Genomic DNA, 25,777 nt, shown 5'->3' on the forward strand with positions numbered 1-25,777 from the left:
AACATGTCGAATAATTTCCTCGTGCGCGCCCTGGGCGCAGTGCTCATGGTTGCGGTCCTTGCCGGCTGCGGCTTCAAGCTGCGCGGCAGCGACGGCCAGTACAACGTGCCGTTCAAGAGTATCTGGCTGTCGTTCAATGAAGCCTCGCCCCTGGGCACGGAGCTCAAGCGCAACCTGCGCGCGGGCGACAACCTGCGCATCGAAGCCGATGCGTCCAAGGCCGAGGCGTTGTTCGACGTGATCAGCGAGTCGCGCGGCAAGTCGATCCTGTCGCTCAACAGCCTGGGCCGGGTGCGTGAGTACTCGCTCAGCTACACGCTCGTGTTCCAGGTGCGCGACGCGAACAACCGCCAGTTGCTGGCGCCAACCGAGATCACCCTGCGCCGCAATATCGCGTTCGATGAATCGCAGGTGCTGGCCAAGGAATCCGAAGAAGCGCTGCTGTACCGCGACATGCAATCCGACCTGGTGCAGCAGATCCTGCGCCGCCTGGTGGCGATCAAGCCGCTGGAGCCCGTTGCGGCGCCAGCGACACCGGCGGCTGCTTTGCCGACGCCATAAGCGATGCAACTGCGGCTTGAAGCGCTCGACGGGCACCTGACCAAGAACCTGGCGCAGCTGTACGTGATCGCCAGCGACGAGCATCTGCTGGCGCTGGAAGCGGCCGACCGCATCCGCAAGGCGGCGCGCGCGCAAGGTTATACCGAGCGCGATGTATTGAGCGTCGAGCGCACCTTCAAGTGGGGCGAGCTGCTGGCGGCGAACCAGGCCTTGTCGCTGTTCGGCGACAAGAAGCTGATCGAGCTGCGCATCCCCACCGGCAAACCGGGCAAGGATGGCAGCGCCGCACTGCAGGCGTACGCGAAAGACCTCAGCCCCGACAACCTGACCCTGATCACGCTGCCCAAGCTCGATTGGCAAACGGCCAAGGCGTCATGGGTGACGGCGCTGCAGCAGGCGGCCGTCTACATCGACATCCCGAATATCGAGCGCGCGCAGCTGCCGGCCTGGATCGGTAACCGCCTGGCCGCGCAAGGGCAAAGCGCCGAGCGCCAGAGCCTGGACTTCATCGCCGACCGCGTCGAAGGCAATCTGCTGGCGGCGCACCAGGAAATCCAGAAGCTCGGGCTGTTGCACGAGCCGGGCAAGCTGAGTTTCGAGCAGGTGCACGATGCAGTGCTGAACGTGGCGCGCTACGACGTGTTCAAGCTGTCCGAGGCAATGCTGACGGGCGACACGGCGCGCCTGGTGCGCATGCTGGAAGGCTTGAAGGGCGAGGGCGAAGCGCTGCCGCTGGTCTTGTGGGCAGTGGCCGAAGAAATCCGCACGCTGCTAAAATTGAAGAGCGGGATGGGGCAGGGGCGGCCGTTGAACGCCCTGCTCAAGGAATACCGGATATGGGGCCCGCGCGAGCGGATGATGGAGCCGGCGCTGCGCCGCGTGTCGCTCGCGACGCTGGAAGCGGCGCTGCAAGAAGCAGCGCAGGTCGACCGCATGGTCAAGGGCCTGCGCGCCAAAAAATTCGCGGGCGACGCGTGGGACGCGATGTTGCAGCTGGCGTTGCGGGTGGCGCGGTAAATCGCGATCGGCCATCGCGTTCAACGCACGCCTGAATACCGATAACGTAACGGAAATCACGATGGACATCACCGCACACATGCACCTGCTGGGCCAACAAGCCCGCGCCGCTTCGCGCGCCATGGCGCGCGCCGACACCGCCACCCGCAACCGCGCCTTGCACCTGATCGCCGATGCGATCGAACGCGATGCCGGGATTCTCCGCGCCGCCAATGCCAAGGACCTCGAAACCGCGCAAGCGGCCGGCCTGGCGCCGGCGCTGATGGACCGCCTGGCCTTGTCCGATGCTGCAATCTCGACGATGGTCGCCGGCCTGCGCCAGATTGCAACGCTGCCCGATCCGGTCGGCGAAATCTCGAACATGAAGGTGCGCCCGAGCGGCATCCAGGTCGGCCAGATGCGCGTGCCGCTGGGCGTCATCGGCATCATCTACGAAGCGCGCCCGAACGTCACGGTCGATGCGGCGGGCCTGTGCATCAAGAGCGGCAATGCGGCGATCCTGCGCGGCGGCTCGGAAGCGATCCACTGCAACCGCGCGCTGGCCAGGCTGGTGGCCGAAGGCCTTGCTGGCGCCGGCTTGCCGCAGGCGGCGGTGCAGGTAGTCGACACGGTCGACCGCGCGGCGGTGGGCGCCCTGATCACGATGCCGCAATACGTGGACGTGATCGTCCCGCGCGGCGGCAAGGGCCTGATCGCGCGCCTGATGGCCGAGGCGACGGTCCCGATGATCAAGCACCTCGACGGCATCTGCCACGTCTACATCGACGACAAGGCCGACATCGACAAGGCGCTGGCCATCGCGTTCAACGCCAAGTGCCACCGCTACGGCACCTGCAACACGATGGAAACGCTGCTGGTGGCGCGCGGTATCGCGCCGACCGTGCTGCCACGCCTGGCCGCGTTGTATGCGACGAAGGAAGTCGAACTGCGCGCCGATCCGGAAGCGTTCGCGCTGTTGAACGGCTATCCGCACCTGGTTGCGGCGACGGAAGAAGACTGGAGCACCGAATACCTGGCCCCGATCCTGGCCGTGAAGGTGGTGGCCGGCATCGACGAGGCGATGGACCATATCGACGCGTACTCGTCGAAGCACACCGAAGCGATCGTCACCGAAGACCACAGTGGCGCGATGCGTTTTTTGCGCGAAGTCGATTCGGCCTCGGTGATGATCAATGCGTCGACCCGTTTTGCCGATGGCTTCGAGTACGGCCTGGGCGCCGAGATCGGCATCTCGAACGACAAGCTGCACGCGCGCGGCCCTGTGGGTCTTGAAGGCCTGACCTCGCTCAAGTATGTCGTGTTCGGGCACGGCGAAGTACGCAACTGACATTCAACGTTCACCACAAGGAAAGCATGTATCTCTGGATCAAAGCACTGCACATCGTCTTCATCGCGTCCTGGTTCGCCGGCCTGTTCTACCTGCCACGCCTGTTCGTCAACCTGGCCGAGGAAACCAACCCGGCCGCGCGCGAGCGCCTGCTGGGCATGGCGCGCCGGCTGTACCGCTTCTCGCTGATCCTGTCGGTGCCGGCGGTGCTGCTCGGCCTGTGGCTATGGATGGGTTACGGCATCAAGGGCGGCTGGCTGCACGCGAAACTGCTGCTCGTGTTCCTGACGATCGGCTACCATCATATGTGCGGCGGCATCCTCAAGAAATTCGAACGCGGCGTGAACACGCGCAGCCACACGTGGTATCGCTGGTTCAATGAAGTGCCGGTCGTGCTGCTGCTGGCGATTGTCGTGCTGGTGACGGTCAAGCCGTTTTAAGTGGTAGCAGAGCGCAGGACGTACGGCGCAGGGCGCATGGCGTCCATCGGCCCGCGCCCTGTAAACGTCATTCCCGCGGAGGCGGGAATCCAAGTCCTCAGCGCAGCCACAAGCGCATGCCCGTCTGGCTGCGCGGGCACCTTGGATTCCCGCCTCCGCGGGAATGACGGTTTTGAAGTTAGCGGTATAAATAATCCAACGGTCATCCACCTTCACGGCTGACGCGTTATCTCCACAGAACCACCAACGGACAAAGGGTACACCTCATGGCCTCATATTTTTGCCCATGCCCGCGCGGCATGGAAGCGGCGCTGGCCGAAGAAATCGGCGAGATCGCCGCACAAAGCACCACGCTGAAGGTGCACAACCAGGTGCCCGGCGGCGTGCACTGCTCGGGCACGATGCAGGACGCCTGGCTGCTCAACCTGCACTCGCGCATCGCCTCGCGCGTACTCATGCGCATGGGCCAGCGCAGCTACACCACCGAAAACGACATCTACGACCTGGTGCTCGAGCAGGTGTGGGAAGACTGGTTCGGCCCCGACCACACGATCCGCGTCGACGTCACCGCCGTCAAGTCGCCGCTGCGCAGCCTTGAATTCACGACGCTCAAGATCAAGGACGCTATCTGCGATCGCTTCCGCGACCAGTATGACAAGCGCCCGTCGGTCAACACGCGCGAACCCGACATGCGCATCGTGGGCTTTCTCGATTCGCGCAACTTCATTGTCTACCTCGACACCTCGGGCGAAGCGCTGTTCAAGCGCGGCTGGCGTGAAGAGACGGGCGACGCGCCGCTGCGCGAGAACCTCGCCGCCGGCTTGCTGCGCGTGTCGGGCTGGAAGCCGGGCGTGCCGCTGTTCGACCCGATGTGCGGTTCGGGCACCATCCTGGTCGAAGCCGCCCAGATGCTGCAAGGGATTCCATCCGGCGCGCGCCGCAGCTTCGCCTTTGAAAAATTCGCCGACCACGACCGCCAGGCCTGGGCCGCGATGAAGGCGGCGGTCAAGCCGAACGTGCTGCCGCAAGAACCGACCATCTTCGGCTCGGACATCTCGGGCGACATGGTCGAAATGACGCGCCATAACCTCAGGATCGCCGGCATCACGTTCGACGTGCCGCTCAAGCAGATCGAGGCGCAGCACGTGGCGGCGCCGACCACCGAGCCAGGCATCCTGCTGACCAACCCGCCGTACGGCGAGCGGATCGGCGTGCGCGGCGACAGCACCGTGCCGCAAGACGACATGGCGGCCGGCTTCTACGCCGCCTTTTCCACCACGCTCAAGCAGCGCTTCGCCGGCTGGACCGCCTACCTGTTCACGGCCGATCTGGGCTTGCCGAAGATGCTGCGCTTGAAAGAGTCGCGCAAGACGCCGTTCTTCAACGGTGCACTCGAATGCCGCCTGTTCCGCTTCGATATGGTGGCGGGCTTCAACCGCCGCGAGGAAGCAAAACCAAAGCAGGACTGACCCGGACCGCCACCATGCTGCCAGAACCATCCGATCTGCCCAAGGACCCCGTCACACCCGTGCCGGCGCCCATGCCCCACAAGATTGCGATGCTCTCGGCCGGCGGCCTGGCAACGCTGCTGGCGGCGTTGTCGATGCTGGGGCCATTCTCCATCGACGCCTACCTGCCGGCCTTCCCGCAGATCCAGGCCCAGCTGGCCGCCACCCCGCTGCAGGTGCAGCAAACCCTGACCGCCTACATGCTGGCCTTTGCCGGCATGGTGCTGTGGCATGGCGCGCTGTCCGATGCGTTCGGGCGGCGCAACGTGATCCTGGTGGCGCTGGTGGTGTTTGCAATCGGCAGCTTCGGCTGCGCCTCGGCGGCGTCGGTCGAGTACCTGTGGGTGTTTCGCGTGCTGCAGGGCGTGTCCGCCGGAGCCGGCGTGGTGGTGGGGCGCGCGATCATCCGCGACCTGTATTCCGATACGGCGGCGGCGCGCCTGCTGTCGATGGTCACGATGATCTTCTCGATCGCCCCGGCCATCGCGCCGGTGGTGGGCGGCTGGATCGTGACCCTGCTCGACTGGCGCGCGATCTTTCTGGCGCTGTCGATCTACACCGTGCTGCTGTTCTGGTTCTGCTGGAAGCACCTGCCCGAAACCGTGCCGCGGGATCAGCGCCAGCCGTTCAACCCGCGCTTCCTGGCGCAGAGCTACGGCGCCATTTTCAGCTCGTTCCTGTTCCACATGAAGGCCGGCGTGACGGCGCTGAACTTCGCCGGCCTGTTCCTGTACATTGCCGCGGCGCCCGTGATGCTGCCCGAAAGCCTGGGCCTGGGCCCGTCGCAATTTGCCTGGCTGTTCGTACCGACCGTGAGCGGCATCTTCCTCGGTTCGCTGGTGGCCAACCGGCTGGCCGGCAAGATGGATTTCGCGCGCCAGATCCGGATGGGCTTTTTCTTCATGCTCGGCGCGGTGACCTTCAACGTGACCTACCACGCGTTCTTCCCGCCGGCCCTGCCATGGACGGTGGCGCCGATGTTCTTCTTCACCTTCGGCAGTTCGCTGATCGCGCCCGGCGCCACGCTGCTGGCGCTCGACCTGTTCCCGCGTATTCGCGGCACGGTGGCGTCGTGCCAGTCGTTCATCGTCACACTGCTCGGCGCGATCGTGGCTGGCGCCGTTGCGCCGGCGCTGTCGCATTCGGTGCTGGCGCTGGCGCTCGGCCAGGCATTTTTCGTGCTGCTGTCGCTCGCCTTCTGGGATACCGCGCGCCGCCATCGGCGCAAACTGCGCGCCAGGGGCGAATCCACACCCTGATGATTCGCACCCATCAAGCATGAATCAAAAGAAACAGTCGTATCGTTGCAACAAGTTTCGACGTGCGGCTGCTTTTACTACTAGAGGACATCCTCAGCAAGCGGTATTCGTGTAACTATTGTTCCTGATCAGAAATGTATATATGCTACGATACGTTTTTAACATCCGGAGCAGTGGGCACAACCCTTGCCTGTTCCATGCACTGAAGTGCACGGCGACGTGGCATGCCTGTTTGGGCGCGATCGCCACCTACCTGAACCCTTCGACAAGTGGCGGCCGTGTTTGATAACATGCTCCTATCCGACCAGGATATTCGCAATCGTTTGCTGATCGCCCGGCTGCCGGCCATGCCGCAGATCCTGGTCAAGCTGATCGAGCACCTGCAGGCCGACGATCTCGGCATGCCAGAACTCGCCGGGCTGATCGCGAAGGATGCCGGCATGACCGGCAAGCTGCTGGCCGTCGCCAACAGTTCGGCGTATCACCGCAGCACGCGCAGCGCCAACCTCGAACAATCGCTGGTGGCGCTTGGCACCGACATGATCAAGACGCTGGTGATCAGCGATTCGGTGTTCCAGACCTTTAACAGCTTCCCGCACGCCGGCAGCATCGACCTGCGCGCATTCTGGAAAAACTCCCTGACGGCGGCGGTGATCGCGCGCGATGCGGCGCGCATGCTCGACTACGTCCATCCCGAAGAAGCCTACCTGGCCGGCCTGCTGCACAATGTCGGCCGCCTGGCGCTGCTGGCGGCCGCGCCCAAGGAATACGCCTTCAACTTCACTGCGATCGATGACGAAGACCTGTGCGCGGTCGAGCAGCGCACGCTCCAGATCACCCACACCGAAGCCGGCGCCTGGTTGATCGAGCGCTGGCAGCTCGATTCGTTCCTGGCCGACGCGGTGCTGTACCACCACGAGCCAGGCGACCGCCTCGAAGGCAGCCATCCCCTGATCCGCATCGTGCGCCTGGCGCATGTGCTGACCAGCCATGCGGGCGACGAGGCAATGGTGCTTGATGCCTGCGCGCTGTGCGGGATCGACGCCCCACGCGCGGCGCAACTGATGGCCGGCGCCGCGCGCCAGGTCGAGCAGGCCGCCGCGCACCTTGGCATCGACCTGGCGGGCGCCGACGACATGCCGCGCCCACCGGCCTATGCGCCGCCGCCGCCGGTCGACCCGGTGCAGCAGCGCCTGAACGAAGAAGTGCGCAATATGGTGCTGGTGTCGGAAGTGGGCCAGACCCTGGCGCGCCAGCAGGGCGAATCGGGCCTGCTCGACGCGATGACGCGCACGGCCCGCATCCTGTTCGATTTCGAGAGCGCCGTGGTGCTGCTCGAGAACCCGACCGGTCACCTGCTGGCGGGCGCCCCGGCGCCGGGCGTGGCGCGCATCGCCGACTTTTCGGTGTCGCTGGCCAAGGGCGGCCCGGTCGCGCGCAGCGCACTGGAGCGCCGGCCGGCGTTCGTGGGGCGCGAGCGCCAGCCGCTTGGCCTGGCCGAAGAGCAGCTGCTGCGCATCCTCGGCACCGACAGCCTGGTGGTCGTGCCGCTGGTGGCCGGCGCGCGCTGCCTGGGCGTGCTCATTGGCGGCGTGCCGGCCTGGCAGCTGCCGCATTGCCAGCGCCGCGAGCGCTTCATGCAGGCCTTCGGCGCGCAGGCCGCCGGCGCCCTCGAGAATCTGTTGTCGGAGCGCGGTCACGCGCGCCGCCAGCTGGCCAACGTGGCCGAAGAGTTCCGCGACGCCTCGCGCCGCGTGGTGCACGAAGTGAACAATCCGCTGGCGATCATCAAGAACTACCTCAGCATCCTGGACGGCAAGCTGGCGCGCCAGGAGCCGGTGGGCGGCGAGCTGTCGATCCTGAACGAAGAGATCGACCGCGTCGGCCAGCTGATCGGTTCCCTGGCCGAACCGCAGGCGCAGGATGCCGGCCCGCGCCCGGTCGATGCGACCCGCGTCGTCGACGACGTGCTGCGGCTGTTTCGCACCAGCGGCTTCGTGCCTGGCGGCGTGCAGATCGTGGCGCGCATGGACGGCGACAGCGCGATCGAGGGCGACCCCGATGTGCTCAAGCAGATCCTGGTCAACCTGGTCAAGAACGCGGTCGAAGCGCTTGGTCCCCAGCACAAAGAGGGCGGGCGGATCGAGATCGTCAACCGTGGCCATGTGAACCGCGAGCGCCACCTGTACCTCGAACTGGGCGTAAACGACAACGGCCCCGGCCTGTCGCGCGAAGTGCTGGCCAATCTGTTCATGCCGGTCAAGAGCAGCAAGGAAGGTGCGGCCGATGGCAAGCGCGGCCTGGGCCTGTCGATCGTCCATGGCCTGGTCAAGAAGATGGGCGGCCATATCGCCTGCCGCAGCGCCAGTTCCGGCACCTCGTTTGAAATTCTCCTGCCGGCGTACACCGGCGCCGGCACGGCGCTTGCGCTACCGGCGCGCGCGCTCGGTTCCGTTTAAACCTCACCATGCAAGCGCACCCTGCCACCATGCTCCCTGGTGAACCGCTCCCGTTTTCCCCGACCCTTGACGCCGACAGCCAGCCACGCCTGCTGCTGGTCGACGACGAACCCCGCCTGCTGTCCTCGTTGTACGAATTGCTGCAGGGGCGCGGCTACCGCCTCGTGACCGCGCCATCGGGCACCGAAGCGCTGGCGCAGCTGTCGCGCCAGCGCTTCGACCTGGTCCTGCTCGACCTGCGCCTGCCCGATATCGGCGGCCACGAGATCATGGACTTCATCAACGAGAAGGGGATCGACGCCGACGTGATCGTGATGAGCGGCGAAGTAGGCATCGACGCCGCGATCGGCGCGCTCAAGCGCGGCGCCTACAGCTACCTGCGCAAGCCTTACAGCCGCGAAGAGCTGCTCTCGACCGTCAGCAATGCACTGCAGCGCCGGCGCCTGGCGCTGGAAAACACGCGCATCGCGAACCAGCTCGAGAACTCCGAGAAGATGTACCGCTACCTGGTGGATTCGTCGCCGGACATCATCTATACGCTCAACCACGAAGGCCGCTTCACGTTCGTCAACGACCGCGCTTACCAGCTGCTCGGCTACGCGCGCGAAGAGCTGATCGGCCAGCATTACTCGATCGTGGTGCACGAAGAAGACCTGGAGCGCGCGCGCTATGTCTTCAACGAGCGCCGCATCGACGAACGCGCCTCGCGCAACGTCGAACTGCGCCTGAAGTGCAGGGGCGGGAATGGCAACAGCAGCAACGACCGCACCTTCAACACGACGTTGATGACGATTTCGCTCAACGCGATCGGCATGCACGTGCCGGACCAGGAAGTGAAAAAGCTCGAGTTCTTCGGCACCTATGGCGTGGCGCGTGACATCACCGACCGCAAGCGCGCCGAAGAAGTCATCGCCTATCAGGCCTATCACGACATCCTGACCGACCTGCCGAACCGCATCCTGTTCAAGGACCGCCTGGGCCTGGCCGTGATCCAGGCCAAGCGCAAGCAGACCGAACTCGCGGTGATGTTCATCGACCTCGATCGCTTCAAGCTGGTGAACGACACGCTGGGCCATGTGAAGGGCGACGAGCTGCTGCAGCAGGCGGCGGGCCGCCTGAAGGAATGCCTGCGCAAGGGCGATACGCTGGCGCGCCAGGGCGGCGACGAATTCACCATCGTGCTGCCCGAATTGCTCAGCCACGACGACGCGCGCATGGTCGCCGACAAGTTCCTCGAGTGCCTGCAACTGCCGTTCGATCTCGATGGCCACGAAGTGCACATCTCGGCCTCGATCGGCATCGCCATCTACCCGAAAGACGGCGAATCGATCGACGAACTGCTGCGCCACGCCGACATTGCGATGTACCAGGTCAAGGCGCTGGGCAAGAACGGCCACAGCTTCTATCACGACTCGATGCTCGAAGTGTCGCACCAGAAGATCGCGCTCGAGCAGGCGCTGCGCCGCGCGCTCGAGCACGACGAGCTGGAGATGTTCTACCAGCCGCAGATCGACGCCATGACCGGCAACATCACCGGCGCTGAGGCGCTGATGCGCTGGAACCATCCGACGCGCGGGCGCCTGTCGGCCGGCGAATTCTTGCCGTTCGCCGAAGAGAATGGCCTGATGCTGCCGATCTCGGACTGGATGATCGGGGCGCTGTGCCGCGACATGCTGCGCTGGAACGCCGTCGGCGGCAGCGACATCCGGCTCTCGCTGAACCTGTCGCCGCAATACCTCGACCGCGGCGACTTCTTCGAGAAGATGCGCGGGGCGCTGGCGCGCTATGCGATCTCGCCGCAGCAGATCGAAGTGGAGATCACCGAGAACATCTGCATCCGCAACCCGCAGTATGCGATCGAGCAGCTCAATAAACTGTGCGAGCTGGGCGTGTCGATCGCGATCGACGACTTCGGCACCGGCTACTCGTCGCTGTCGTACCTGCACCGCTTCCCGATCCACACGATCAAGATCGACCAGTCGTTCGTGAAAGAGATCCACGAAGAGGACGGCCACTATCCGGTCATCCTGGCGATCATCTCGATCGCGCGCGGCCTGGGCCTGAACCTGATTGCCGAAGGCGTCGAGACCGAAGAACAGGCGCGCTACCTGCGCGCCAACGGCTGCATGACGATGCAGGGCTACCTGTTCTACCGCCCGATTTCGCTGGGCGACTTCATGGTGGCGCTGCGCACCCGGCCCGGATCGAACCTGCGCGCCGTGCTGGCATAAGCCGCCATGCCCGACGCACCTTCCTATAGTGCTGAGTTCTTGCGTGTAAAAGGGCTGGCCGAGCGCGGCGTGGCCGAGGCCCAGCACAGCCTGGGCTTCATGTATGTCAATGGCCAGGGCGTGGCGCAAAGCGACGCACTGGCCGTGAGCTGGTACCGCCTCGCGGCGGCAGCCAACCTGGCGCAGGCCCAGTACAACCTTGGCGTAATGGTGCAAAAGGGCCAGGGCGCGGAGCAGGACTTCGCGCTTGCCGCGCACTGGTACGAGCGCGCGGCAAGCCAGGGCTATGCGCTGGCCCAGTACAACCTGGGCTGGCTGTACGCCAAGGGCCAGGGCGTGGCGCAGGACGTGGGCCGCGCGCTGCACTGGTTCAAGCTCGCCGCCGAACAAGGTGAACCGGGCGCCCAGCACAATCTGGGCATGATGTACGACACCGGCAAGGGCGTGGCGCAGGACCAGGACGCGGCCCTGGGCTGGTATCGCTGCGCGGCAGAGCAGGGCTACTCCCGTTCGCAGTACAGCCTGGGCCTGCGCTACGACAGTGGCCAGGGCGTGGCGCGCGACCCGGCGCAGGCGCTGGAGTGGCTGCGCAAGGCCGCGCTGCAGGGCTATGCGCCGGCCCAGTTCAATCTGGGGCTGCGCTACGACAAGGGCCAGGACGTGGAAGCCGACGGCGAACAGGCGATGCTGTGGTACGGGCGCGCCGGCATCCAGGGCCATGCCAGCTCGCAGTTCAATCTGGCGCTGATGTACGACACCGGCCACGGCGTGCCGCAGGACGACTCACTGGCCGCCACTTGGTACCGGCGCGCCGCGCAGCAGGGCCACGCGGGCGCGCAGGACAGCCTGGGCATGCGCCACGAGCACGGCCAGGGCGTGGTGCAGGATGCGGCGCAGGCAGCCATCTGGTACCGCCGCGCGGCCGAGCAGGGCTTGCCGGTGGCGCAGTACCATCTCGGGCAGTTGCTCGATACCGGCAACGGCGTCCCACAGGATCCGGTCGAGGCCACCGAGTGGTATCGCAAGGCGGCCGAGCAGGGGCATCTGCACGCGCAGTTCAACCTGGGCCTGCGCCATGAAAATGGCGAGGGCGTGGCGCAGGACGGCATGCAGGCATTGACCTGGTACCGGCGTGCGGCGGCGCAGGGTTACGCGGCGGCCCAGTACATGGTGGGCGCGCTGCTCGACCGGCTCGATCTGGGCGATCCGGCGGAAGCGACCGACTGGTTCCACAAGGCCGCCGAGCAGAAGCACGCGCTGGCGCAGTTCGAGCTGGGCCTGCGCTACGACTGCGGCAAGGGCGCCGAGCGCGATTACGAAGCGGCCCATTTCTGGTACCTGTGCGCGGCGCGCCAGGGCCATGCGCGTGCCCAGTTCAACCTGGGCGTGATGTATGCGGCGGGGCAGGGCGCGCAGCGCGATCTGGTCGAAGCGTATGCGTGGCTGCACCGGGCCGGTGGCGCCGGTGTGGGGCCGGCGCTTGATTATCTGGCACGGACCGCGCGCCGGATGGATGCACAGCAGTTGTCGCTGGCCGAACGCTTGCTGCTGGCGTGAGCTGCCCCGCCACACGTACCGGATTTGAACCGGCGGTTCGTGCGCACGCCTGGCGGGCGCACCCTGTGTCATGACGCGCCACGGTATACTGTATGCCCATACAGCCACGGGCGTCCAATGGAACTCAACGACAAGCTCGAAATCCTGGCCGACGCGGCCAAGTACGACGCATCCTGCGCCAGCAGCGGTGCGCCCAAGCGTGGCTCCGAGGGCAAGGACGGCCTGGGCGCCACCACCGGCATGGGCATCTGCCACAGCTATACGCCCGATGGCCGCTGCGTCTCGCTGCTCAAGATCCTGCTCACCAATTTCTGCATCTACGACTGCCAGTACTGCATCAACCGGCGCACGTCGAACGTGCCGCGCGCGCGGTTCGCGGTCGACGAAGTGGTCAAGCTGACGCAGGATTTTTACCTGCGCAACTATATCGACGGCCTGTTCCTCAGTTCCGGCATCATCCAGTCGGCCGACTACACGATGGAGCAGCTGGTGGCGGTGGCGCGCACGCTGCGCGAGGTGCACAACTTCCGCGGCTACATCCACCTCAAGACGATTCCCGATGCCGATCCGCTGCTCATTACCGAAGCGGGGCGCTGGGCCGATCGCCTGTCGGTCAATATCGAGCTGCCCACGCACGACAGCGTAACGAAGCTCGCGCCCGAAAAGAGCGTGCACACGATCAAGCTGGCGATGGGCTCCATCCGCCGCAAGCTCGATGAAAAGGCCGAAGAACCCAAGGCGCCCGCATTTGCGCCAGCCGGCCAGAGTACGCAGATGATCGTCGGCGCCGACGCCAGCGACGACCACACGATCCTCAATACGGCCGAGACGCTGTACGGCAGCTATAAGCTCAAGCGCGTGTACTACTCCGCGTTCAGTCCCATCCCGCAAAGCCCCAAGAGCGTGCCCCTTGCGCCGCCGCCGCTGCTGCGCGAGCACCGCCTGTACCAGGCTGACTTTTTACTGCGCAGTTATGGCTTCACGGCGGGCGAGATCATGCCGCAGACGGGCAACCTGGCGCTGGACATCGATCCCAAGCTGGCCTGGGCGCTGTCGAACCGCGACCAGTTTCCGATGGACCTGAACCGGGTCGATGCGACGCTGATTGCGCGCATTCCCGGCATCGGCCTGCGCAACGCCAAGCGCATCGCCGACCTGCGCCGCCTGCGCCGCATCCGCTGGGAAGATCTGTCGCGGCTGCGCTGCAGCCTGAAAAAACTGGCGCCGTTCGTCGTCACCGCCGACTACAAGCCGGCGCAGGGCGCGACCAGCTCCGATCTGCTGCGCAAGCACATGGCCGACGCGCCGCAGCAGATGAACTTGTGGCCGGAATTGCAGGCCGCGTGAATCCCATGGTTGCCGCCAGCGAGGCGGTCGCCGCAGTGCGCGCGGGGCAGCCACTGCTGGTGTCGACGTTCGTCGAGTGGCGCGCCACGGCGCGCGCCCTGCTGCGCGCCGGTGTGCCGCCCGAGGCGGTGACCTGGGGCGCGCCCGGCGCCGACCTATTTTCAAGTGCGCCGGCATCAGCACGGGAGACGGTGCATCCGAGCGGCGATCTGCTTGCGACACCCGCGCCGGCACTCACCGAACGCACGCTTGAGGCCACGCCAAGGCCGCAAGTGCCGCGCTCCCTGATGGAGATGCTGCAAACCGCCGCCTGCTACCGCGACCATGACCGCTGGGCTTTCCTGTACCGCGTGGTGTGGCGCTGGCAGCAGGGCGAGCACGATGTCCAGTCACCTGCCGATCCCGATGGCGCGCGGCTGCACACGATGGTCAAATCCGTGCGGCGCGAAGTGCACGACATGCACGCCTACATCCGCTTTCGCGAGCGGCCGCTCGAGGCCGGGCCGCCGCAGTTTGTCGCCTGGTTCGAGCCGGCGCACGATGTGCTGCCGCAGGTGGCCGAACACTTCGTCGCGCGCATGGGCAAGATGACCTGGATGATCGCCACGCCCGAGGCCAGCGTGCTGTGGGACGGCGCCACGCTGCACGATGCAGGCCCGCTGATGTCGGGCCCCGCTGACCTGGAAGACGACGGCGAGGCGCTGTGGCTGACGTACTACCGCAGCATCTTCAATCCGGCGCGCCTGAACACGCAGGTCATGCAAAGCCATATCCCGTCGCGTTTCTGGAAGAACCTGCCCGAGGGCGCGCTGGTGCCGTCGATGGTCAGCCAGGCCGGCCTGGGCGCGCGCCGTATCGGCCAGGTATCGACGGTGGGCCAGCGCGGCGGCACCACGATCCCGATCACCGCCGAGAAAGCGCAGCCCGACCGTGAGCAGCCGTCGAAACTCGACGAATGCCGGCGCTGCGAATTGTGGCAGCACGCGACCCAGGCTGTCGGCGGCATCGGGCCGGGGCACGCACAGATCATGGTCGTCGGCGAGCAGCCGGGCGACCAGGAGGATTTGTCCGGCCAGCCGTTCGTCGGCCCGGCCGGGCAGCTGCTCGATCGTGTATTCGCGCAGGCGGAGGTGGACCGCAAGGGCGTCTACATCACCAACGCGGTCAAGCATTTCAAGTGGGAGCCGCGCGGCAAACGGCGCCTGCACAAGACGCCGGCGCAGAAAGAAATCGAGGCCTGCCATTACTGGCTCGAAAAAGAAATCGCCACCCGCAAACCCAAGGTGATCGTGGCGATGGGCGCGACGGCGCTCAAGTCGGTGCTGCAGACAGGGAGCGTGACGCTCAAGGACAAGATCGGGCAGCCGATGCGGCATGGCGATGCGTGGGTAGTGACGATCTATCACCCGTCGTATGTGCTGCGCGTGCCCGATGAAGCGACCAAGCACGCGGCGTTTGCGGCGATGGTGGAGGGGCTGCGGGTGGCGCAGTCGCTTGTCGACCGGATAGAGGACAACTGATCGCCATACGGCGCATATGCATTCAAATGTCCTTGTTGGTGCTGAGCATCCAGCGTCATAATCGGCGCAAGCTCTGGTTACTTTCACAACAGGATGTCTCATGCGCGCACTCGTCGTTCCAGTACTTTGCCTGTCATTGTTGGCCGCCCCGGCACGGGCGCAATCGCTTGATGCGGTGGATGCGACGCCTGCCGCCAGCATCGTTGTCGCGGACGGTTCCGAGCCGGCTCCTGAACAGATCCACGTTGTCGCCCAGCGCCCCGGCCCAGGCATGTGGAAGGTGACGAAGGGCGATCACGTGCTGTGGGTCTTCGGGACCTACGCGCCGTTGACGAAGGATATTGCGTGGCGCTCGCAGCAGGTCGAAAACGCCATCAGGAATTCGCAGGAGTATTTGGCGCCTCCGGGCGCCACTATCAAACCGGGGTTCTTCAAGACGATCACTTTGCTGCCGAGCCTGATCGGCGTGCGCAAGAATCCCGATGGGGCGCAGCTGCGCGACGTGATGCCGCAAGAGGATTACGCGCGCTGGAGAACCCTCAAGGCCAAGTACCTTCCGACTAACAGCGACGTCGAGCGCGAGCGGCCGATCTTCGCAGCCCAGACCTTGTCGGAAGCGGCGCGCAAGCAAGCTGGGCTGGTGTCAGGCAACGTCGTGCGCAAGAAGGTCATGGATCTGGTCAAGCAGAACAAGCTGACGGAAACGTCGTCCACCTTTGTGATTCCGTCGGACAATGCCGGCGCCTTGCTGAAGAACTTCAAGAAGACGACGCTGGCTGATGCCGCTTGCCTGACGCAGACGATGGCCACGCTGGAAGCCGATATCGACGCCGCCAGCGCGCGCGCCAATGCCTGGGCCAAGGGCGATATCGACGCCATGCGAGCCTTGAACCATGCCGAGCGCAAGGCCTGCTTCGAATCCCTGGTCAACAGCGCCGCGTTCGATGCCGAACCCGAGGTCAAGAATATGGAAGCGCGCGCCAATGCCAAGTGGCTCGTCTCGGCCGAGAATGCACTGGCAGCCAATACGTCGACGTTTGCGATGCTGCCGATCGACGATGTGTTCGATCCGAAAGGCGTGATCGCGGCGCTGGCGGCGAAGGGGTATGTGGTGGAGCAGCCTGATTGATTGCAGGCTGCGCGCGCAGGTGGGTTGAGAATTTGTCAAAGCTTCCCAAACGCGCGTAGAATGCTGGCAACGCGGGTGTAGCTCAATGGTAGAGCAGAAGCTTCCCAAGCTTACGACGAGGGTTCGATTCCCTTCACCCGCTCCAGCCTTGCCACATCATCCGCACCACAATCCCCTTCACCGCATCCTGATCACCACCTTGCCCTTCGCACGTCCCTGCTCGACGTAGGTGAGCGCCTCGGCCGCCTGCTCGAACGGCACGACACGATCGATCGTGGGCCGAAGATGCCTGGCATCGACCAGCTCTGCGATCCAGGCCAGTTGCTCGCCCTCGGCGCGCATGAACATGAAGGTGTAGTCGATGCCGCGCCGCCTGGCCGCGCGCCGGATACCGTGGCTGAGTAGCCGCAGCACTTGCTGCAGTGGCCAGGCCAGGCCTTGCGCCTGTGCAAACTGCGGCGTCGGCGGCCCCGAGATCGAGATCAGGCGACCGCCAGGCTTGAGCACCTTGACTGACCGTTGCAGTTCGCGGCTGCCCAAGCTGTGCAGCACCACGTCATAGTCGCGCAGCACGTCGGCGAAATCCTGCTGTGTGTAGTCGATGACGCGATCGGCGCCCAGCCCCGCCACCCAGGCGAGGTTGCCGGTACTGGTCGTGGTGGCGACAAAGGCGCCCAGGTGTTTGGCCAGCTGGATGGCGATGCTGCCGACGCCGCCCGAGCCGGCCTGGATGAACACTTTCTGACCGGGCGCCAGCCCGGCCAGTTCAACCAGCGCCTGCCAGGCGGTCAATGCCACCAGCGGCAGGGACGCCGCTTCTTCCATGCTGAGCGTGGCCGGCCTGTGCGCCAGCGCGCCCTCGCGCACGGCGGCGTATTCGGCGAAGGCGCCGATGTGCATGTCGTCCAGTCGTGCAAAGACTTCGTCGCCCGGCTTGAAGCGGCGTACCTCCGGCCCGACGCGCACGACCTCGCCGGCGATGTCGTGGCCCAGTACCAGCGGCACGCGGTAGGGCAGGATCAGCTTGAACTCGCCATTCTTGATTTTGGCATCGAGCAGGTTCACGCTGGCGGCGTGGACCCGCACCAAAATCTCGTCGGCGCCCGGCTCGGGCTGCGGCACATCGCGAATCCGGCAGTCTGCCTGCTTGCCATAGCGGTCGATCGTCAAGGCTTTCATCGTGGGTCGGCTTTCATGGTCAAGGATCATGCGACTGCGCGGTATCGTTCCGCAGCCTGTGCTTGCCGGATGTCGCCAAGCAGTTGCTGGCGCGCGCCGTCGAGGGCGTCCCAGCGCGCCGCCACGTGCAGCGGCGGAATGGTGACGGCTTCGCGCCGGTCGAATCCCGCCAGCGCGGCGTCGACCAGTTCGCCCACGTCCATCATGTCGGCCAGCGTGGCGACGTCGATCCCGGCGCGCGTCCAGATTTCGGTGCGGGTTGCCGCCGGCAGCACGGCCTGCACATACACGCCCCGCGGCCCGAGTTCGTGCGCCAGCCCCTGCGACATGAACAGCACGAACGCCTTGCTGGCGCCATACACCGTCATGCCGAATTCAGGTGCAAAGCCCACCACCGAACCGAGATTGACGATGGCCCCGGCGCCGGCCTGCACCAGGCGCGGCGCGATGGCGGCGGCCAGGCGCGTCGGCGCGGTGATGTTGAGCGCGACGAGGCGCTCGATCGCGGCGCCGCCTTGCTGCACGAAGCCGCCCGACTGGGCCATGCCGGCGTTGTTGATCAGGATGCCGATGCGGGCATCGTCGCGCAGGCGCGCCTCGACCAGCGCCAGGTCGTCGGCATCGGTCAGGTCGGCTTGCAGCACGTCGATCGCCACGCCGCAGCGCGCCGTCAGGCCAGCGGCCAGGCTATCGAGGCGGCCGCGGTCGCGCGCGACGAGCACGAGATCGTGGCCGCGCAGGGCGAGGCGCTCGGCATAGGTGGCGCCGATGCCGCTGGATGCGCCGGTAATGAGGATGGCAGGAAGTGCAGTCATGGTGGTTTCTCTGACATTGGATTGAGCAGGTGCTGATGCCGACCTGCTGGAACGGGATTAATAATGACGATCATAATCTTTAAAGTCAAGGCTTTGATGATGGTCAACATCAATGTACACTGGCGGCTGATGCAATCACCAGGCGGAGCGATCACACCATGAAGGTCACCAAGGCGCAGGCGCAGGCCAACCGGGCACACGTCGTCGAGACCGCGTCCACGCTGTTTCGCGAGCGCGGCTACGATGGCGTCGGCGTGGCTGACCTGATGGCGGCAGCCGGCTTCACGCACGGCGGCTTCTACAAGCATTTCCGTTCCAAAGCCGATCTGATGGCCGAGTCGGCAGCCTGCGGGATCGCGCAAACGGCGGCGCTCAGCGTCGGCGCGGCGCGGCCCGACTTCGTGCGGGCCTACCTGTCGCGCCAGCACCGCGATGCCCGCGCTACCGGCTGTACGATGGCGGCATTGGGGGGCGACGCCGCGCGCCAGCCGCATGAGGTGCGAACCAGCTTTGCCGACGGCATCGAACGTCTGCTCGCCACGCTTGCACTGACCGATGCCGATGCCGAGCCGGCAGCGCGGGCAGTCACGCTCGACCAGCTTGCCCATATGGTGGGCGCGATCGTCATGTCGCGCGCCTGTCCCGATGATTCGCCGCTGGCCGACGAAATCCTGGCCGTGTGCCGCGACCGGATCCTGGCCGGGGCAGGCTGAAAGCGCGCAAGCGCCAATCTGGACCACCTGGAGAATGCGATGCAATACACCGTCTTTGGCAACACCGGCCTGCGGGTCGCGCAAGTGGCGCTTGGTACCGGCAATTTCGGCACGGGATGGGGGCATGGCGCGGATCCTGCAACTGCAGAAGCGATCCTGCATGGCTACGCCGAGGCCGGTGGCAATTTCATCGACACGGCCGATGCCTACCAGGCCGGCCAGTCCGAAACACTGCTTGGTACTTTGCTGCAAGGACGGCGCGACGACTTTGTACTGGCCACCAAGTTCAGTAACGGCGCCGGGCCAAACGCCAACCGGCTGGTGACCGGCAATAGCCGACGCGCGATGATTGCGTCGGTCGAGGCCAGCCTCAAGCGGCTCAAGACTGACCGGATCGACATCTACTGGGCCCACCATCCCGATGGCGTCACGCCGCTCGACGAGATCGTGCGTGGCTTCGACGACCTGGCACGCGCCGGCAAGATCGTGTACGCCGGCTTGTCGAACTTTGCGGCCTGGCGCCTGGCGCGCGCGGTCACGTTGGCCGAGCTGACCCGCGCCGTGCCGATCGCCGCGGCGCAGTTCGAGCACAGCCTGGTCCAGCGCGTGCCGGAAGCCGACCTGTTCCCCGCCAGCCGGGCCTTGGGCCTGGGCGTAGTGACATGGTCGCCGCTCGGTGGTGGCATGTTGACCGGAAAATACCGGCAGGGTGAAACCGGCCGCGCCGAGGGCTTTGGTGGACGCGTGTTCCAGCCGGAGAACTCGGCGCAGCGCACGCAGATCCTCGACACCGTGCTGGCGATCGCCGGCGAGGTCGGGGCCAGTGCGGGCCAGGTCGCCATTGCGTGGGCCGGTTCGCACGGTGCGATACCGATCATCGGACCGCGTTCGCCGGCGCACCTGGCTGACAATCTTGGGGCACTGACGATCAACCTGTCGCACGAGCAGCTGGCCCGACTGGATGCCGCCAGCAACATCGTCCCTGGCGCGCCGGCGCGTGTTCCCGTGACATGGGGAGAGGCTCCGCCGCGGGACGTGGCCTGAACTGCACAGCGGAGCGCCCCCTGGTCCCTGGCTACGCTATGCTGCGCTGTCCAGTCCAGGCCAGGAGGCCGCATGCTACCGCATCGCCCTGCACGGCGCCGCCTGTTGGCGTCGTTGCTCGCCATCCCAGGCGCGATCGCACTGCCATCGCTGCAGGCAGCGCCGGCGCCTTTGCTCACCCGCGCAATCCCCTCGACCGGCGAACACATCCCCCTCATCGGCCTTGGCAGCTGGATCACCTTCAACGTCGGCCGCGACCCGCAAGGCCGCCGTGAATCGATCGACGTGATGCGCCAGTTCTTCGCCGGCGGCGGCAGGCTGGTCGATTCGTCGCCCATGTACGGCTCGGCCCAGGATGTGATCGGCGAAGCGGTGCAGGCGCTCACGCCCACAAAGCTGTTCGCTGCCGACAAGGTCTGGGTCAGCGGAGGCGCGCGCGGCGTGGCGCAGGCCGAAGCCTCGCGCAAGTTGTGGCGCGTGGCGCGCTTCGATCTGCTGCAGGTACATAACCTGCTGTCGTGGGAAGAGCATCTGCCGATCTTGCTCAAGATGAAGCGGGATGGCCGGCTGCGCTACGTCGGCATCACCACGTCCGAAGGCCGGCGCCACGCCGAGATCGAGAAAATCATGGCGGCACAGCCGATCGACTTCGTGCAGATTTCGTACAACGCGCTCGATCGCGACGTTGAGCAGCGCATCCTGCCGCTGGCGCGCGAGCGCAAGATCGGCGTGATCGTCAACCGGCCGTTTCGCCAGGGCGACCTGACGCAGGCGCTGGCCGGCAAGCCGCTGCCCGGCTGGGCGGCCGATATCGGCTGCACCACCTGGGCGCAGGCGCTGCTCAAGTTCATCGTGGCGCATCCGGCCGTCACGTGCGCGATTCCTGCGACATCGAGCGTGGCGCACGTGCGCGAGAATCTGCTGGCCGGCACCGGCCGCATGCCGGACGAGGCGCTGCGCAAGCGCATCGCCCAGGATGTCGGAAGGCTGGCATGAGCGAGTGGTGGACGTATTCGCTGTTCGACTTCTTGATGTTTTCAAGCCGCAGCTATTACCGGCTTATCGAGAGCTATAACGAGACCATGTGGCCTGCGCATCTGCTGGCGCTGGTGGCCGGCGTGGTGGTGATCAACGCCATCGCGCGGCCAAGCCAGCGCGCGCAGACGACTGCCGCGCTGGTGCTGGCCGCAGCCTGGGGCTGGGTCGCGTGGGCGTATCACCTGGAGCGCTATGCCGACATCAACACGGCGGCGCCATGGTTCGCGGCGGCGTTCACAGTGCAGGCACTGCTCATGGGCGCGATGGCGTCAAGGCCGATCAACGCAGCGGCGACGCGCATGCCGCTGAGTCTCGTCGGCCTGGCCGTCTTCGCCTATCCCTTGCTGGCGCTTGCTCGCGACAACGGCGGCTGGCGCCAGGCGGAAGTCTTCGGCATCGCGCCCAATCCAACGGTCTTGGCGACCCTCGGCGTACTGCTCGCATGGCGGGCACCCATGATCTTGTGGCTGATCCCCGTGAGCTGGTGCCTGGTCAGCGGCGCCACCCTGATGACACTGAAGATCGGCCACGCGTGGCTGCTGCCCGCGCTCGCACTTTCAGCCATTTTCGCCCGACTAATGCGCAACCGCGCCGGTGACATCAGCTCGACAACAAATCCCCGATCCTGAACGAATCCGTCCCCGCTACCTTACACACATGCATCCCGCGCAGCAGGTGCCGGTGCGCCGTGCACGCAAACAGCAACCCTGGCCGACTCGCGGCCACCGGCGTGACCTGCCCGCTGACCGGATTGACGATATCCGCAATCGCCTCGCCCGCCTCGACCCGGTCCCCAAGCTGTTTGCGCAGCACCAGCACGCCCGCATGCGGCGCGGCCAGCGGCTCTACTGCGTCAAGGGGCGTCGGCGCGCACGCGTAGGCGGGCATGTGGCCCAGCGGGATATCGAGCACGCCCTGGTGCGCCAGGTATTGCAGAAGCGCGTCGGTATCCTTGCGGGCGTAGTCGTACGTGACGTCGTTCTCGCCCCGCAGTTCGACCGTGACGGCCACGCAGGCCGGCGGAATCGCGGCGTCGGGATAGTGGCGCGCCAGGTCCCACCACAGGCGGCCGCACGCTTCGTCGAACGGCTCGCCGCCCGATTCCGTCGCCACCAGCAGCACGCGCGCTTCCATCAGCGCGGCCAGCGGCAGCACCGCCTCGACCAGCGGTGTGCCGGCGTACATGTGCAGCACCGCCTCGGTGTCGCAGTGCAGGTCGAGCATGATGTCGGCGTCGATCGCCATCGTGAGCAGCGTTTTCTTGAGCACGGACGTCGCGTTGCCAGACTCCCAGCTGGCGACCGAGCGTCGTGCATGTTCGCGGATCAGCGCGACGTTGGCGGCGGCGTCCTGCCCGAGCCGGCCGTCGACTGCCGCCTTCACATCCTGCGCCACGTGGCGGTAGGCGCGATTGAAGTTGGTGCCGGTCGCCAGGTCGTAGCGGCCGAACGGCGCGCCGTGGATCACCTGGGCCAGCCCGATCGGATTGGCCACCGGCACCAGGATCACCTCGCCCTTGATGCGGCCTTCGGCGTCCAGGCGTTCCAGTTCCTGGCGCAGCACGTGCGCGACCAGCATGGCCGGCACTTCGTCGGCGTGCAGCGAGGCCTGGATATAGACCTTCTTGCCGCTGCCAGGCGCGCCGTAGTGGAACGAGGTCAGGTTGACGGCGGCGATATGCTCGTCGATGGCGATGGGGTGGGTCGTGGAATGCATGGGCAGGCTCCGGCAATGCTGAGGTGAATGCACGATTATGGCCGATCCGGGCGGCGCGGCGCGTCGGCTATAATGACAGCCGCTTTTTCCTCTTCACTTTCTTCGTCCTCGAATCCCATGTCTCTTGATAAGCCCAACAATGGCCCGGCGCGGTCCATGCTGTACGATCCCACCGAACACCGCATCCGCAGCTTTGTCACGCGTGCGGGCCGGCTGTCGACCGCGCAGGCGCGGGCCTTCGATGAACAGGGCCCGAAGTTCCTGATCGAGTACAAGAAAGAACCGCTCGACATGGCGCAGGCCTTCGGCCGCAGCGCGCCGGTGATCCTGGAAATCGGCTTCGGCATGGGCGACACCACCGCCCACATCGCCAAGCTGATGCCCGAGAAGGACTTCATCGGCGTCGAAGTGCACACGCCGGGCGTGGGCAGCCTGCTCAAGCAGATCGGCGAGCAGGACATCGCCAACCTGCGCCTGATCCAGCACGATGTGTTCGAGGTGTTGAATCACATGATCGCCGACGGCTCGCTCGATGGCGTGCACGTGTTCTTCCCGGACCCATGGCACAAGGCGCGCCACAACAAGCGCCGCCTGATCCAGCCGGCGTTCGTCAAGCTGCTGTGCCAGAAGCTGGCGCCGGGCGGCTACCTGCACCTGGCGACTGACTGGGAAGACTACGCGGTGCAGATGCTGGAAGTGCTGGGCGCCGAGCCGGAACTGACCAATACCGCCGAGGGCTATGCGCCGCAGCCGGCGTACCGCCCACTGACCAAGTTCGAGAACCGCGGCATCAAGCTCGGTCACGGCGTGTGGGACCTGGTCTTCACGCGTAAATAAACAAGTCAGTCGTCGTTCGCACCACCGCCTTCGTCGTTCGTCACCCGCCGCTGGCCACAGCGGCGATCCTTTCCTAGACTGGTCTCGTTGCTATACATTAACGGGAACGGAGGACGCCATGTGGGCACGGATTGTGAAGTGGTACAGAACGTGGGAACAGGAGCAGCTGGCGGTGATGCAGAACCCGGGCCTGGCCCAGCAGGCGCCGGCCGGCTACCGCCGCTATGTCGCCTGCAAGCTGGCGGCGCTGTCCGCGAACGAGCGCGGTGAGTTGTACAAGTTCTCCACCACGACCCGCGGATCGCAGCTGTTGCTTGCGTTGCTCAAACTGTGCGTCATCCTGTCGGCAGTCGGTCTGCTGGTCAAGCTGGCGTTCCTGCCCGATACGCACTGGTGGCGGGCAGTCGTTGTCGCCAATGTCATCGGCGTGGCGCTGGCCGCGTCCCTGCTCGGGGTCTGGTTCAACTACCGCAAGATCGCGCATGCCAAGGGCAGGGCGCTCGTCAAGATGGTCGGCCTGGGCGTGATCGGGGGCGTGTATGGCGGTATCGTCGCCACGCTCGTCAAAGGCGAACCGTTACAGGCCGTACTCGAGACGCTGCCCCGCACTATCGCCATCGTGACCATTGCCGCGACTGTGCTGGTGGCCGCGCCCCTGATCCTGGTCGCGACGCTGCGCAACCGCCACTACCAGGCGCTCGCCATGCAACTGCAGCGCGACGCCGAGCAGGCCCGCCTTGCGCGCGAACTGAGCGAAACCCAGTTACGCCTGCTGCGCGCACAGATCGAGCCGCATTTTCTGTTCAACACCCTCGGCGCGGTGCAGCAACTGGCCGAAGACAAAGCGCCGCGCGCGGCCGAACTCACGTCGCACCTGATCGATTTTCTGCGCGCCAGCATGAGCGATATGCGCCGCGAGCAGGTAAGCCTAGCAACCGAATTCGGCCTGGTCGAATCGTACCTGGCCGTGATGCAGATCCGGATGGGCGAGCGCCTGCGCGTGCGCATCGATTTGCCGCCTGCGCTGGCAGCCACGCCCATCCCCAGCATGCTGGTGCTGACGCTGGCCGAGAACGCGATCAAGCACGGCATCGAGCCATCGCTGCGCGGCGGCGAAATCACGGTCACCGCCCATGAAGATGCCGATCACATTCGCGTCGCGGTGCACGACAGCGGCCTGGGCATGAGCGACACGCCCGGCAACGGCACGGGCCTGGACAATGTGCGCAGCCGCCTGCGCCTGGCCTACGGCGACGATGCAATCCTGGCGCTGAGCGAAGCCGAACCTGGCCTGCTGGCCGAGATCCTCATCCCGCGCAAGGAAGAACAATGACGGTCACGCTACTGGTCGCCGAAGACGAACCGTTGATGCGCGAGCGCCTGACGGACATGCTCGCGCGCGCCTGGCCCGGGGCGCAGGTGGTGGCCGCCGTCGACAACGGCCTCGATGCCTGGGACGCGTATCTGGAGCACACGCCGCGCGTGGTCTTCCTCGACATCCGCATGCCCGGCCTGACCGGCCTGGAAGTGGCCGAGCGCATCGGCCGCAAGGCGCACGTGGTGTTCGTCACCGCCTACGACCAGTACGCGGTCGACGCGTTCGACGCCGGCGCGGTCGACTATCTGCTCAAACCCATCCAGCCGGGGCGCCTGGACAAAGCGCTGGCGCGGTTACGTGAAAAACTCGACAGCAGGCCAACTGACATGAGCGCCATCGTCAGGCAGGTGCAAGCCGCGTCGCCCGCGCCGGCACGCGAAAAACTGAAATGGCTCAAGGCCAGCGTGGGCAAGCAGATACGCCTGATCGACGTGAATGAGGTACTGTTTTTCCAGGCCGATACCAAGTACACGCGCGTGGTGCTGGAAGGCTCGGAGGCGCTGGTGCGCATCCCGCTGAAGGATTTACTGGGTGGGCTCGATGCCGACAAATTCTGGCAAATCCACCGCGGCACGGTGGTGAAGGTGACGGCGATCCGCGCCGCCGAGCGCATCGACGCCGAACGCATGCAGGTGCTGCTGCGCGGCAGCAGCGAAGTGCTGCCCGTCAGCCGCAGTTTCACGCACCTGTTTCGCGAATAGG

Annotated in this window: 22 protein-coding genes and 1 tRNA gene; 20 read left to right on the top strand and 3 right to left on the bottom strand. The window is 65.9% G+C overall.

Annotated elements, in window-relative coordinates; translation table 11 throughout:
• Positions 1-3: 3 nt before the first annotated feature.
• From AB2N08_RS05030 to AB2N08_RS05090, 13 genes are all read left to right on the top strand, one after another.
• On the top strand, positions 4-561 hold the full coding sequence (locus tag AB2N08_RS05030; RefSeq protein ID WP_367609540.1) for an LPS-assembly lipoprotein LptE: 558 nt from the start codon (positions 4-6) through the stop codon (positions 559-561).
• A 3-nt stretch (positions 562-564) separates the two neighbouring features.
• Positions 565-1,578, top strand: coding sequence for a DNA polymerase III subunit delta (gene holA, locus AB2N08_RS05035; RefSeq protein ID WP_367609541.1), 1,014 nt, complete (start codon positions 565-567; stop codon positions 1,576-1,578).
• A gap of 13 nt (positions 1,579-1,591) precedes the next feature.
• Positions 1,592-2,905, top strand: coding sequence for a glutamate-5-semialdehyde dehydrogenase (locus AB2N08_RS05040; RefSeq protein ID WP_441907059.1), 1,314 nt, complete (start codon positions 1,592-1,594; stop codon positions 2,903-2,905).
• 26 nt (positions 2,906-2,931) lie between these two features.
• Entirely contained in the window at positions 2,932-3,345 is a 414-nt protein-coding gene (locus AB2N08_RS05045; RefSeq protein WP_367609542.1) for a CopD family protein, read from the top strand.
• Between the two features lie 266 nt (positions 3,346-3,611).
• On the top strand, positions 3,612-4,814 hold the full coding sequence (locus tag AB2N08_RS05050; protein ID WP_441906966.1) for a THUMP domain-containing class I SAM-dependent RNA methyltransferase: 1,203 nt from the start codon (positions 3,612-3,614) through the stop codon (positions 4,812-4,814).
• A 14-nt stretch (positions 4,815-4,828) separates the two neighbouring features.
• The gene (locus tag AB2N08_RS05055) at positions 4,829-6,112 is read left to right on the top strand and encodes a multidrug effflux MFS transporter (protein ID WP_367609543.1); all 1,284 of its coding nucleotides are present in this window, start codon (positions 4,829-4,831) and stop codon (positions 6,110-6,112) included.
• Positions 6,113-6,402: 290 nt separating this feature from the next.
• Positions 6,403-8,571 (top strand): HDOD domain-containing protein, encoded by a 2,169-nt coding sequence (locus tag AB2N08_RS05060; RefSeq protein WP_367609544.1) that lies wholly within the window; start codon positions 6,403-6,405, stop codon positions 8,569-8,571.
• Positions 8,572-8,579: 8 nt separating this feature from the next.
• Entirely contained in the window at positions 8,580-10,802 is a 2,223-nt protein-coding gene (locus AB2N08_RS05065) for an EAL domain-containing response regulator (protein WP_370662397.1), read from the top strand.
• A gap of 6 nt (positions 10,803-10,808) precedes the next feature.
• Positions 10,809-12,359, top strand: coding sequence for a tetratricopeptide repeat protein (locus tag AB2N08_RS05070; protein WP_367609545.1), 1,551 nt, complete (start codon positions 10,809-10,811; stop codon positions 12,357-12,359).
• A 117-nt stretch (positions 12,360-12,476) separates the two neighbouring features.
• On the top strand, positions 12,477-13,706 hold the full coding sequence (locus AB2N08_RS05075) for a putative DNA modification/repair radical SAM protein (protein ID WP_367609546.1): 1,230 nt from the start codon (positions 12,477-12,479) through the stop codon (positions 13,704-13,706).
• Positions 13,707-13,711: 5 nt separating this feature from the next.
• Positions 13,712-15,226 carry a UdgX family uracil-DNA binding protein gene (locus tag AB2N08_RS05080; RefSeq protein ID WP_367609852.1) on the top strand — a complete coding sequence of 505 codons (1,515 nt, stop codon included), beginning with the start codon at positions 13,712-13,714 and terminating at the stop codon, positions 15,224-15,226.
• A gap of 100 nt (positions 15,227-15,326) precedes the next feature.
• Complete coding sequence (locus tag AB2N08_RS05085; protein ID WP_367609547.1) at positions 15,327-16,355, top strand: TraB/GumN family protein; 1,029 nt, start codon at positions 15,327-15,329, stop codon at positions 16,353-16,355.
• A 71-nt stretch (positions 16,356-16,426) separates the two neighbouring features.
• Positions 16,427-16,500: transfer RNA gene (locus AB2N08_RS05090), tRNA-Gly, on the top strand.
• A 32-nt stretch (positions 16,501-16,532) separates the two neighbouring features.
• On the opposite strand, the gene AB2N08_RS05095 is transcribed toward AB2N08_RS05090, so the two are convergent.
• Positions 16,533-17,534: an NADP-dependent oxidoreductase gene (locus tag AB2N08_RS05095; RefSeq protein ID WP_367609548.1), complete on the bottom strand. Its 1,002-nt coding sequence runs from the start codon at positions 17,532-17,534 to the stop codon at positions 16,533-16,535.
• A gap of 26 nt (positions 17,535-17,560) precedes the next feature.
• The gene (locus AB2N08_RS05100; RefSeq protein ID WP_367609549.1) at positions 17,561-18,349 is read right to left on the bottom strand and encodes an SDR family NAD(P)-dependent oxidoreductase; all 789 of its coding nucleotides are present in this window, start codon (positions 18,347-18,349) and stop codon (positions 17,561-17,563) included.
• Positions 18,350-18,507: 158 nt separating this feature from the next.
• On the opposite strand from AB2N08_RS05100, the gene AB2N08_RS05105 reads away from it, so the two are divergent.
• The 4 genes from AB2N08_RS05105 to AB2N08_RS05120 all read left to right on the top strand — a co-directional run bounded on the left by AB2N08_RS05105 (position 18,508) and on the right by AB2N08_RS05120 (position 21,773).
• Entirely contained in the window at positions 18,508-19,062 is a 555-nt protein-coding gene (locus AB2N08_RS05105; RefSeq protein WP_367609550.1) for a TetR/AcrR family transcriptional regulator, read from the top strand.
• 39 nt (positions 19,063-19,101) lie between these two features.
• Entirely contained in the window at positions 19,102-20,106 is a 1,005-nt protein-coding gene (locus AB2N08_RS05110) for an aldo/keto reductase (RefSeq protein WP_367609551.1), read from the top strand.
• A 72-nt stretch (positions 20,107-20,178) separates the two neighbouring features.
• Positions 20,179-21,102 carry an aldo/keto reductase gene (locus tag AB2N08_RS05115; RefSeq protein ID WP_367609552.1) on the top strand — a complete coding sequence of 308 codons (924 nt, stop codon included), beginning with the start codon at positions 20,179-20,181 and terminating at the stop codon, positions 21,100-21,102.
• On the top strand, positions 21,099-21,773 hold the full coding sequence (locus AB2N08_RS05120; protein ID WP_367609553.1) for a DUF6064 family protein: 675 nt from the start codon (positions 21,099-21,101) through the stop codon (positions 21,771-21,773). Before AB2N08_RS05115 ends, AB2N08_RS05120 begins: the two co-directional genes overlap by 4 nt.
• Here the strand turns inward: AB2N08_RS05120 and AB2N08_RS05125 are convergent.
• Positions 21,745-22,860, bottom strand: a complete 1,116-nt coding sequence (locus tag AB2N08_RS05125; protein ID WP_367609554.1) for a succinylglutamate desuccinylase/aspartoacylase family protein — start codon at positions 22,858-22,860, stop codon at positions 21,745-21,747. The genes AB2N08_RS05120 and AB2N08_RS05125 overlap by 29 nt on opposite strands.
• A gap of 156 nt (positions 22,861-23,016) precedes the next feature.
• Here AB2N08_RS05125 and trmB point away from each other — a divergent pair, with 156 nt between their 5' ends.
• The 3 genes from trmB to AB2N08_RS05140 all read left to right on the top strand — a co-directional run bounded on the left by trmB (position 23,017) and on the right by AB2N08_RS05140 (position 25,776).
• Entirely contained in the window at positions 23,017-23,697 is a 681-nt protein-coding gene (gene trmB / locus AB2N08_RS05130; RefSeq protein WP_367609555.1) for a tRNA (guanosine(46)-N7)-methyltransferase TrmB, read from the top strand.
• Between the two features lie 118 nt (positions 23,698-23,815).
• Complete coding sequence (locus AB2N08_RS05135) at positions 23,816-25,030, top strand: sensor histidine kinase (protein ID WP_367609556.1); 1,215 nt, start codon at positions 23,816-23,818, stop codon at positions 25,028-25,030.
• Positions 25,027-25,776 (top strand): LytR/AlgR family response regulator transcription factor, encoded by a 750-nt coding sequence (locus AB2N08_RS05140; RefSeq protein WP_367609557.1) that lies wholly within the window; start codon positions 25,027-25,029, stop codon positions 25,774-25,776. Before AB2N08_RS05135 ends, AB2N08_RS05140 begins: the two co-directional genes overlap by 4 nt.
• Position 25,777 lies beyond the last annotated feature (1 nt).

The sequence above is a fragment of the Massilia aurea genome, assembly GCF_040790145.1.
GTDB lineage: Bacteria > Pseudomonadota > Gammaproteobacteria > Burkholderiales > Burkholderiaceae_D > Telluria > Telluria aurea_C.

Excerpts from the sequence above, each read along its gene's own strand:
- AB2N08_RS05030 (WP_367609540.1), top strand. The coding sequence starts at position 4 with ATGTCGAATAATTTCCTCGTGCGCGCCCTGGGCGCAGTGCTCATGGTT.
- holA (WP_367609541.1), top strand. The coding sequence starts at position 565 with ATGCAACTGCGGCTTGAAGCGCTCGACGGGCACCTGACCAAGAACCTG.
- AB2N08_RS05045 (WP_367609542.1), top strand. The coding sequence starts at position 2,932 with ATGTATCTCTGGATCAAAGCACTGCACATCGTCTTCATCGCGTCCTGG.
- AB2N08_RS05050 (WP_441906966.1), top strand. The coding sequence starts at position 3,612 with ATGGCCTCATATTTTTGCCCATGCCCGCGCGGCATGGAAGCGGCGCTG.
- AB2N08_RS05055 (WP_367609543.1), top strand. The coding sequence starts at position 4,829 with ATGCTGCCAGAACCATCCGATCTGCCCAAGGACCCCGTCACACCCGTG.
- AB2N08_RS05060 (WP_367609544.1), top strand. The coding sequence starts at position 6,403 with ATGCTCCTATCCGACCAGGATATTCGCAATCGTTTGCTGATCGCCCGG.
- AB2N08_RS05065 (WP_370662397.1), top strand. The coding sequence starts at position 8,580 with ATGCAAGCGCACCCTGCCACCATGCTCCCTGGTGAACCGCTCCCGTTT.
- AB2N08_RS05070 (WP_367609545.1), top strand. The coding sequence starts at position 10,809 with ATGCCCGACGCACCTTCCTATAGTGCTGAGTTCTTGCGTGTAAAAGGG.
- AB2N08_RS05075 (WP_367609546.1), top strand. The coding sequence starts at position 12,477 with ATGGAACTCAACGACAAGCTCGAAATCCTGGCCGACGCGGCCAAGTAC.
- AB2N08_RS05080 (WP_367609852.1), top strand. The coding sequence starts at position 13,712 with ATGGTTGCCGCCAGCGAGGCGGTCGCCGCAGTGCGCGCGGGGCAGCCA.
- AB2N08_RS05085 (WP_367609547.1), top strand. The coding sequence starts at position 15,327 with ATGCGCGCACTCGTCGTTCCAGTACTTTGCCTGTCATTGTTGGCCGCC.
- AB2N08_RS05095 (WP_367609548.1), bottom strand. The coding sequence starts at position 17,534 with ATGAAAGCCTTGACGATCGACCGCTATGGCAAGCAGGCAGACTGCCGG.
- AB2N08_RS05100 (WP_367609549.1), bottom strand. The coding sequence starts at position 18,349 with ATGACTGCACTTCCTGCCATCCTCATTACCGGCGCATCCAGCGGCATC.
- AB2N08_RS05105 (WP_367609550.1), top strand. The coding sequence starts at position 18,508 with ATGAAGGTCACCAAGGCGCAGGCGCAGGCCAACCGGGCACACGTCGTC.
- AB2N08_RS05110 (WP_367609551.1), top strand. The coding sequence starts at position 19,102 with ATGCAATACACCGTCTTTGGCAACACCGGCCTGCGGGTCGCGCAAGTG.
- AB2N08_RS05115 (WP_367609552.1), top strand. The coding sequence starts at position 20,179 with ATGCTACCGCATCGCCCTGCACGGCGCCGCCTGTTGGCGTCGTTGCTC.
- AB2N08_RS05120 (WP_367609553.1), top strand. The coding sequence starts at position 21,099 with ATGAGCGAGTGGTGGACGTATTCGCTGTTCGACTTCTTGATGTTTTCA.
- AB2N08_RS05125 (WP_367609554.1), bottom strand. The coding sequence starts at position 22,860 with ATGCATTCCACGACCCACCCCATCGCCATCGACGAGCATATCGCCGCC.
- trmB (WP_367609555.1), top strand. The coding sequence starts at position 23,017 with ATGCTGTACGATCCCACCGAACACCGCATCCGCAGCTTTGTCACGCGT.
- AB2N08_RS05135 (WP_367609556.1), top strand. The coding sequence starts at position 23,816 with ATGTGGGCACGGATTGTGAAGTGGTACAGAACGTGGGAACAGGAGCAG.
- AB2N08_RS05140 (WP_367609557.1), top strand. The coding sequence starts at position 25,027 with ATGACGGTCACGCTACTGGTCGCCGAAGACGAACCGTTGATGCGCGAG.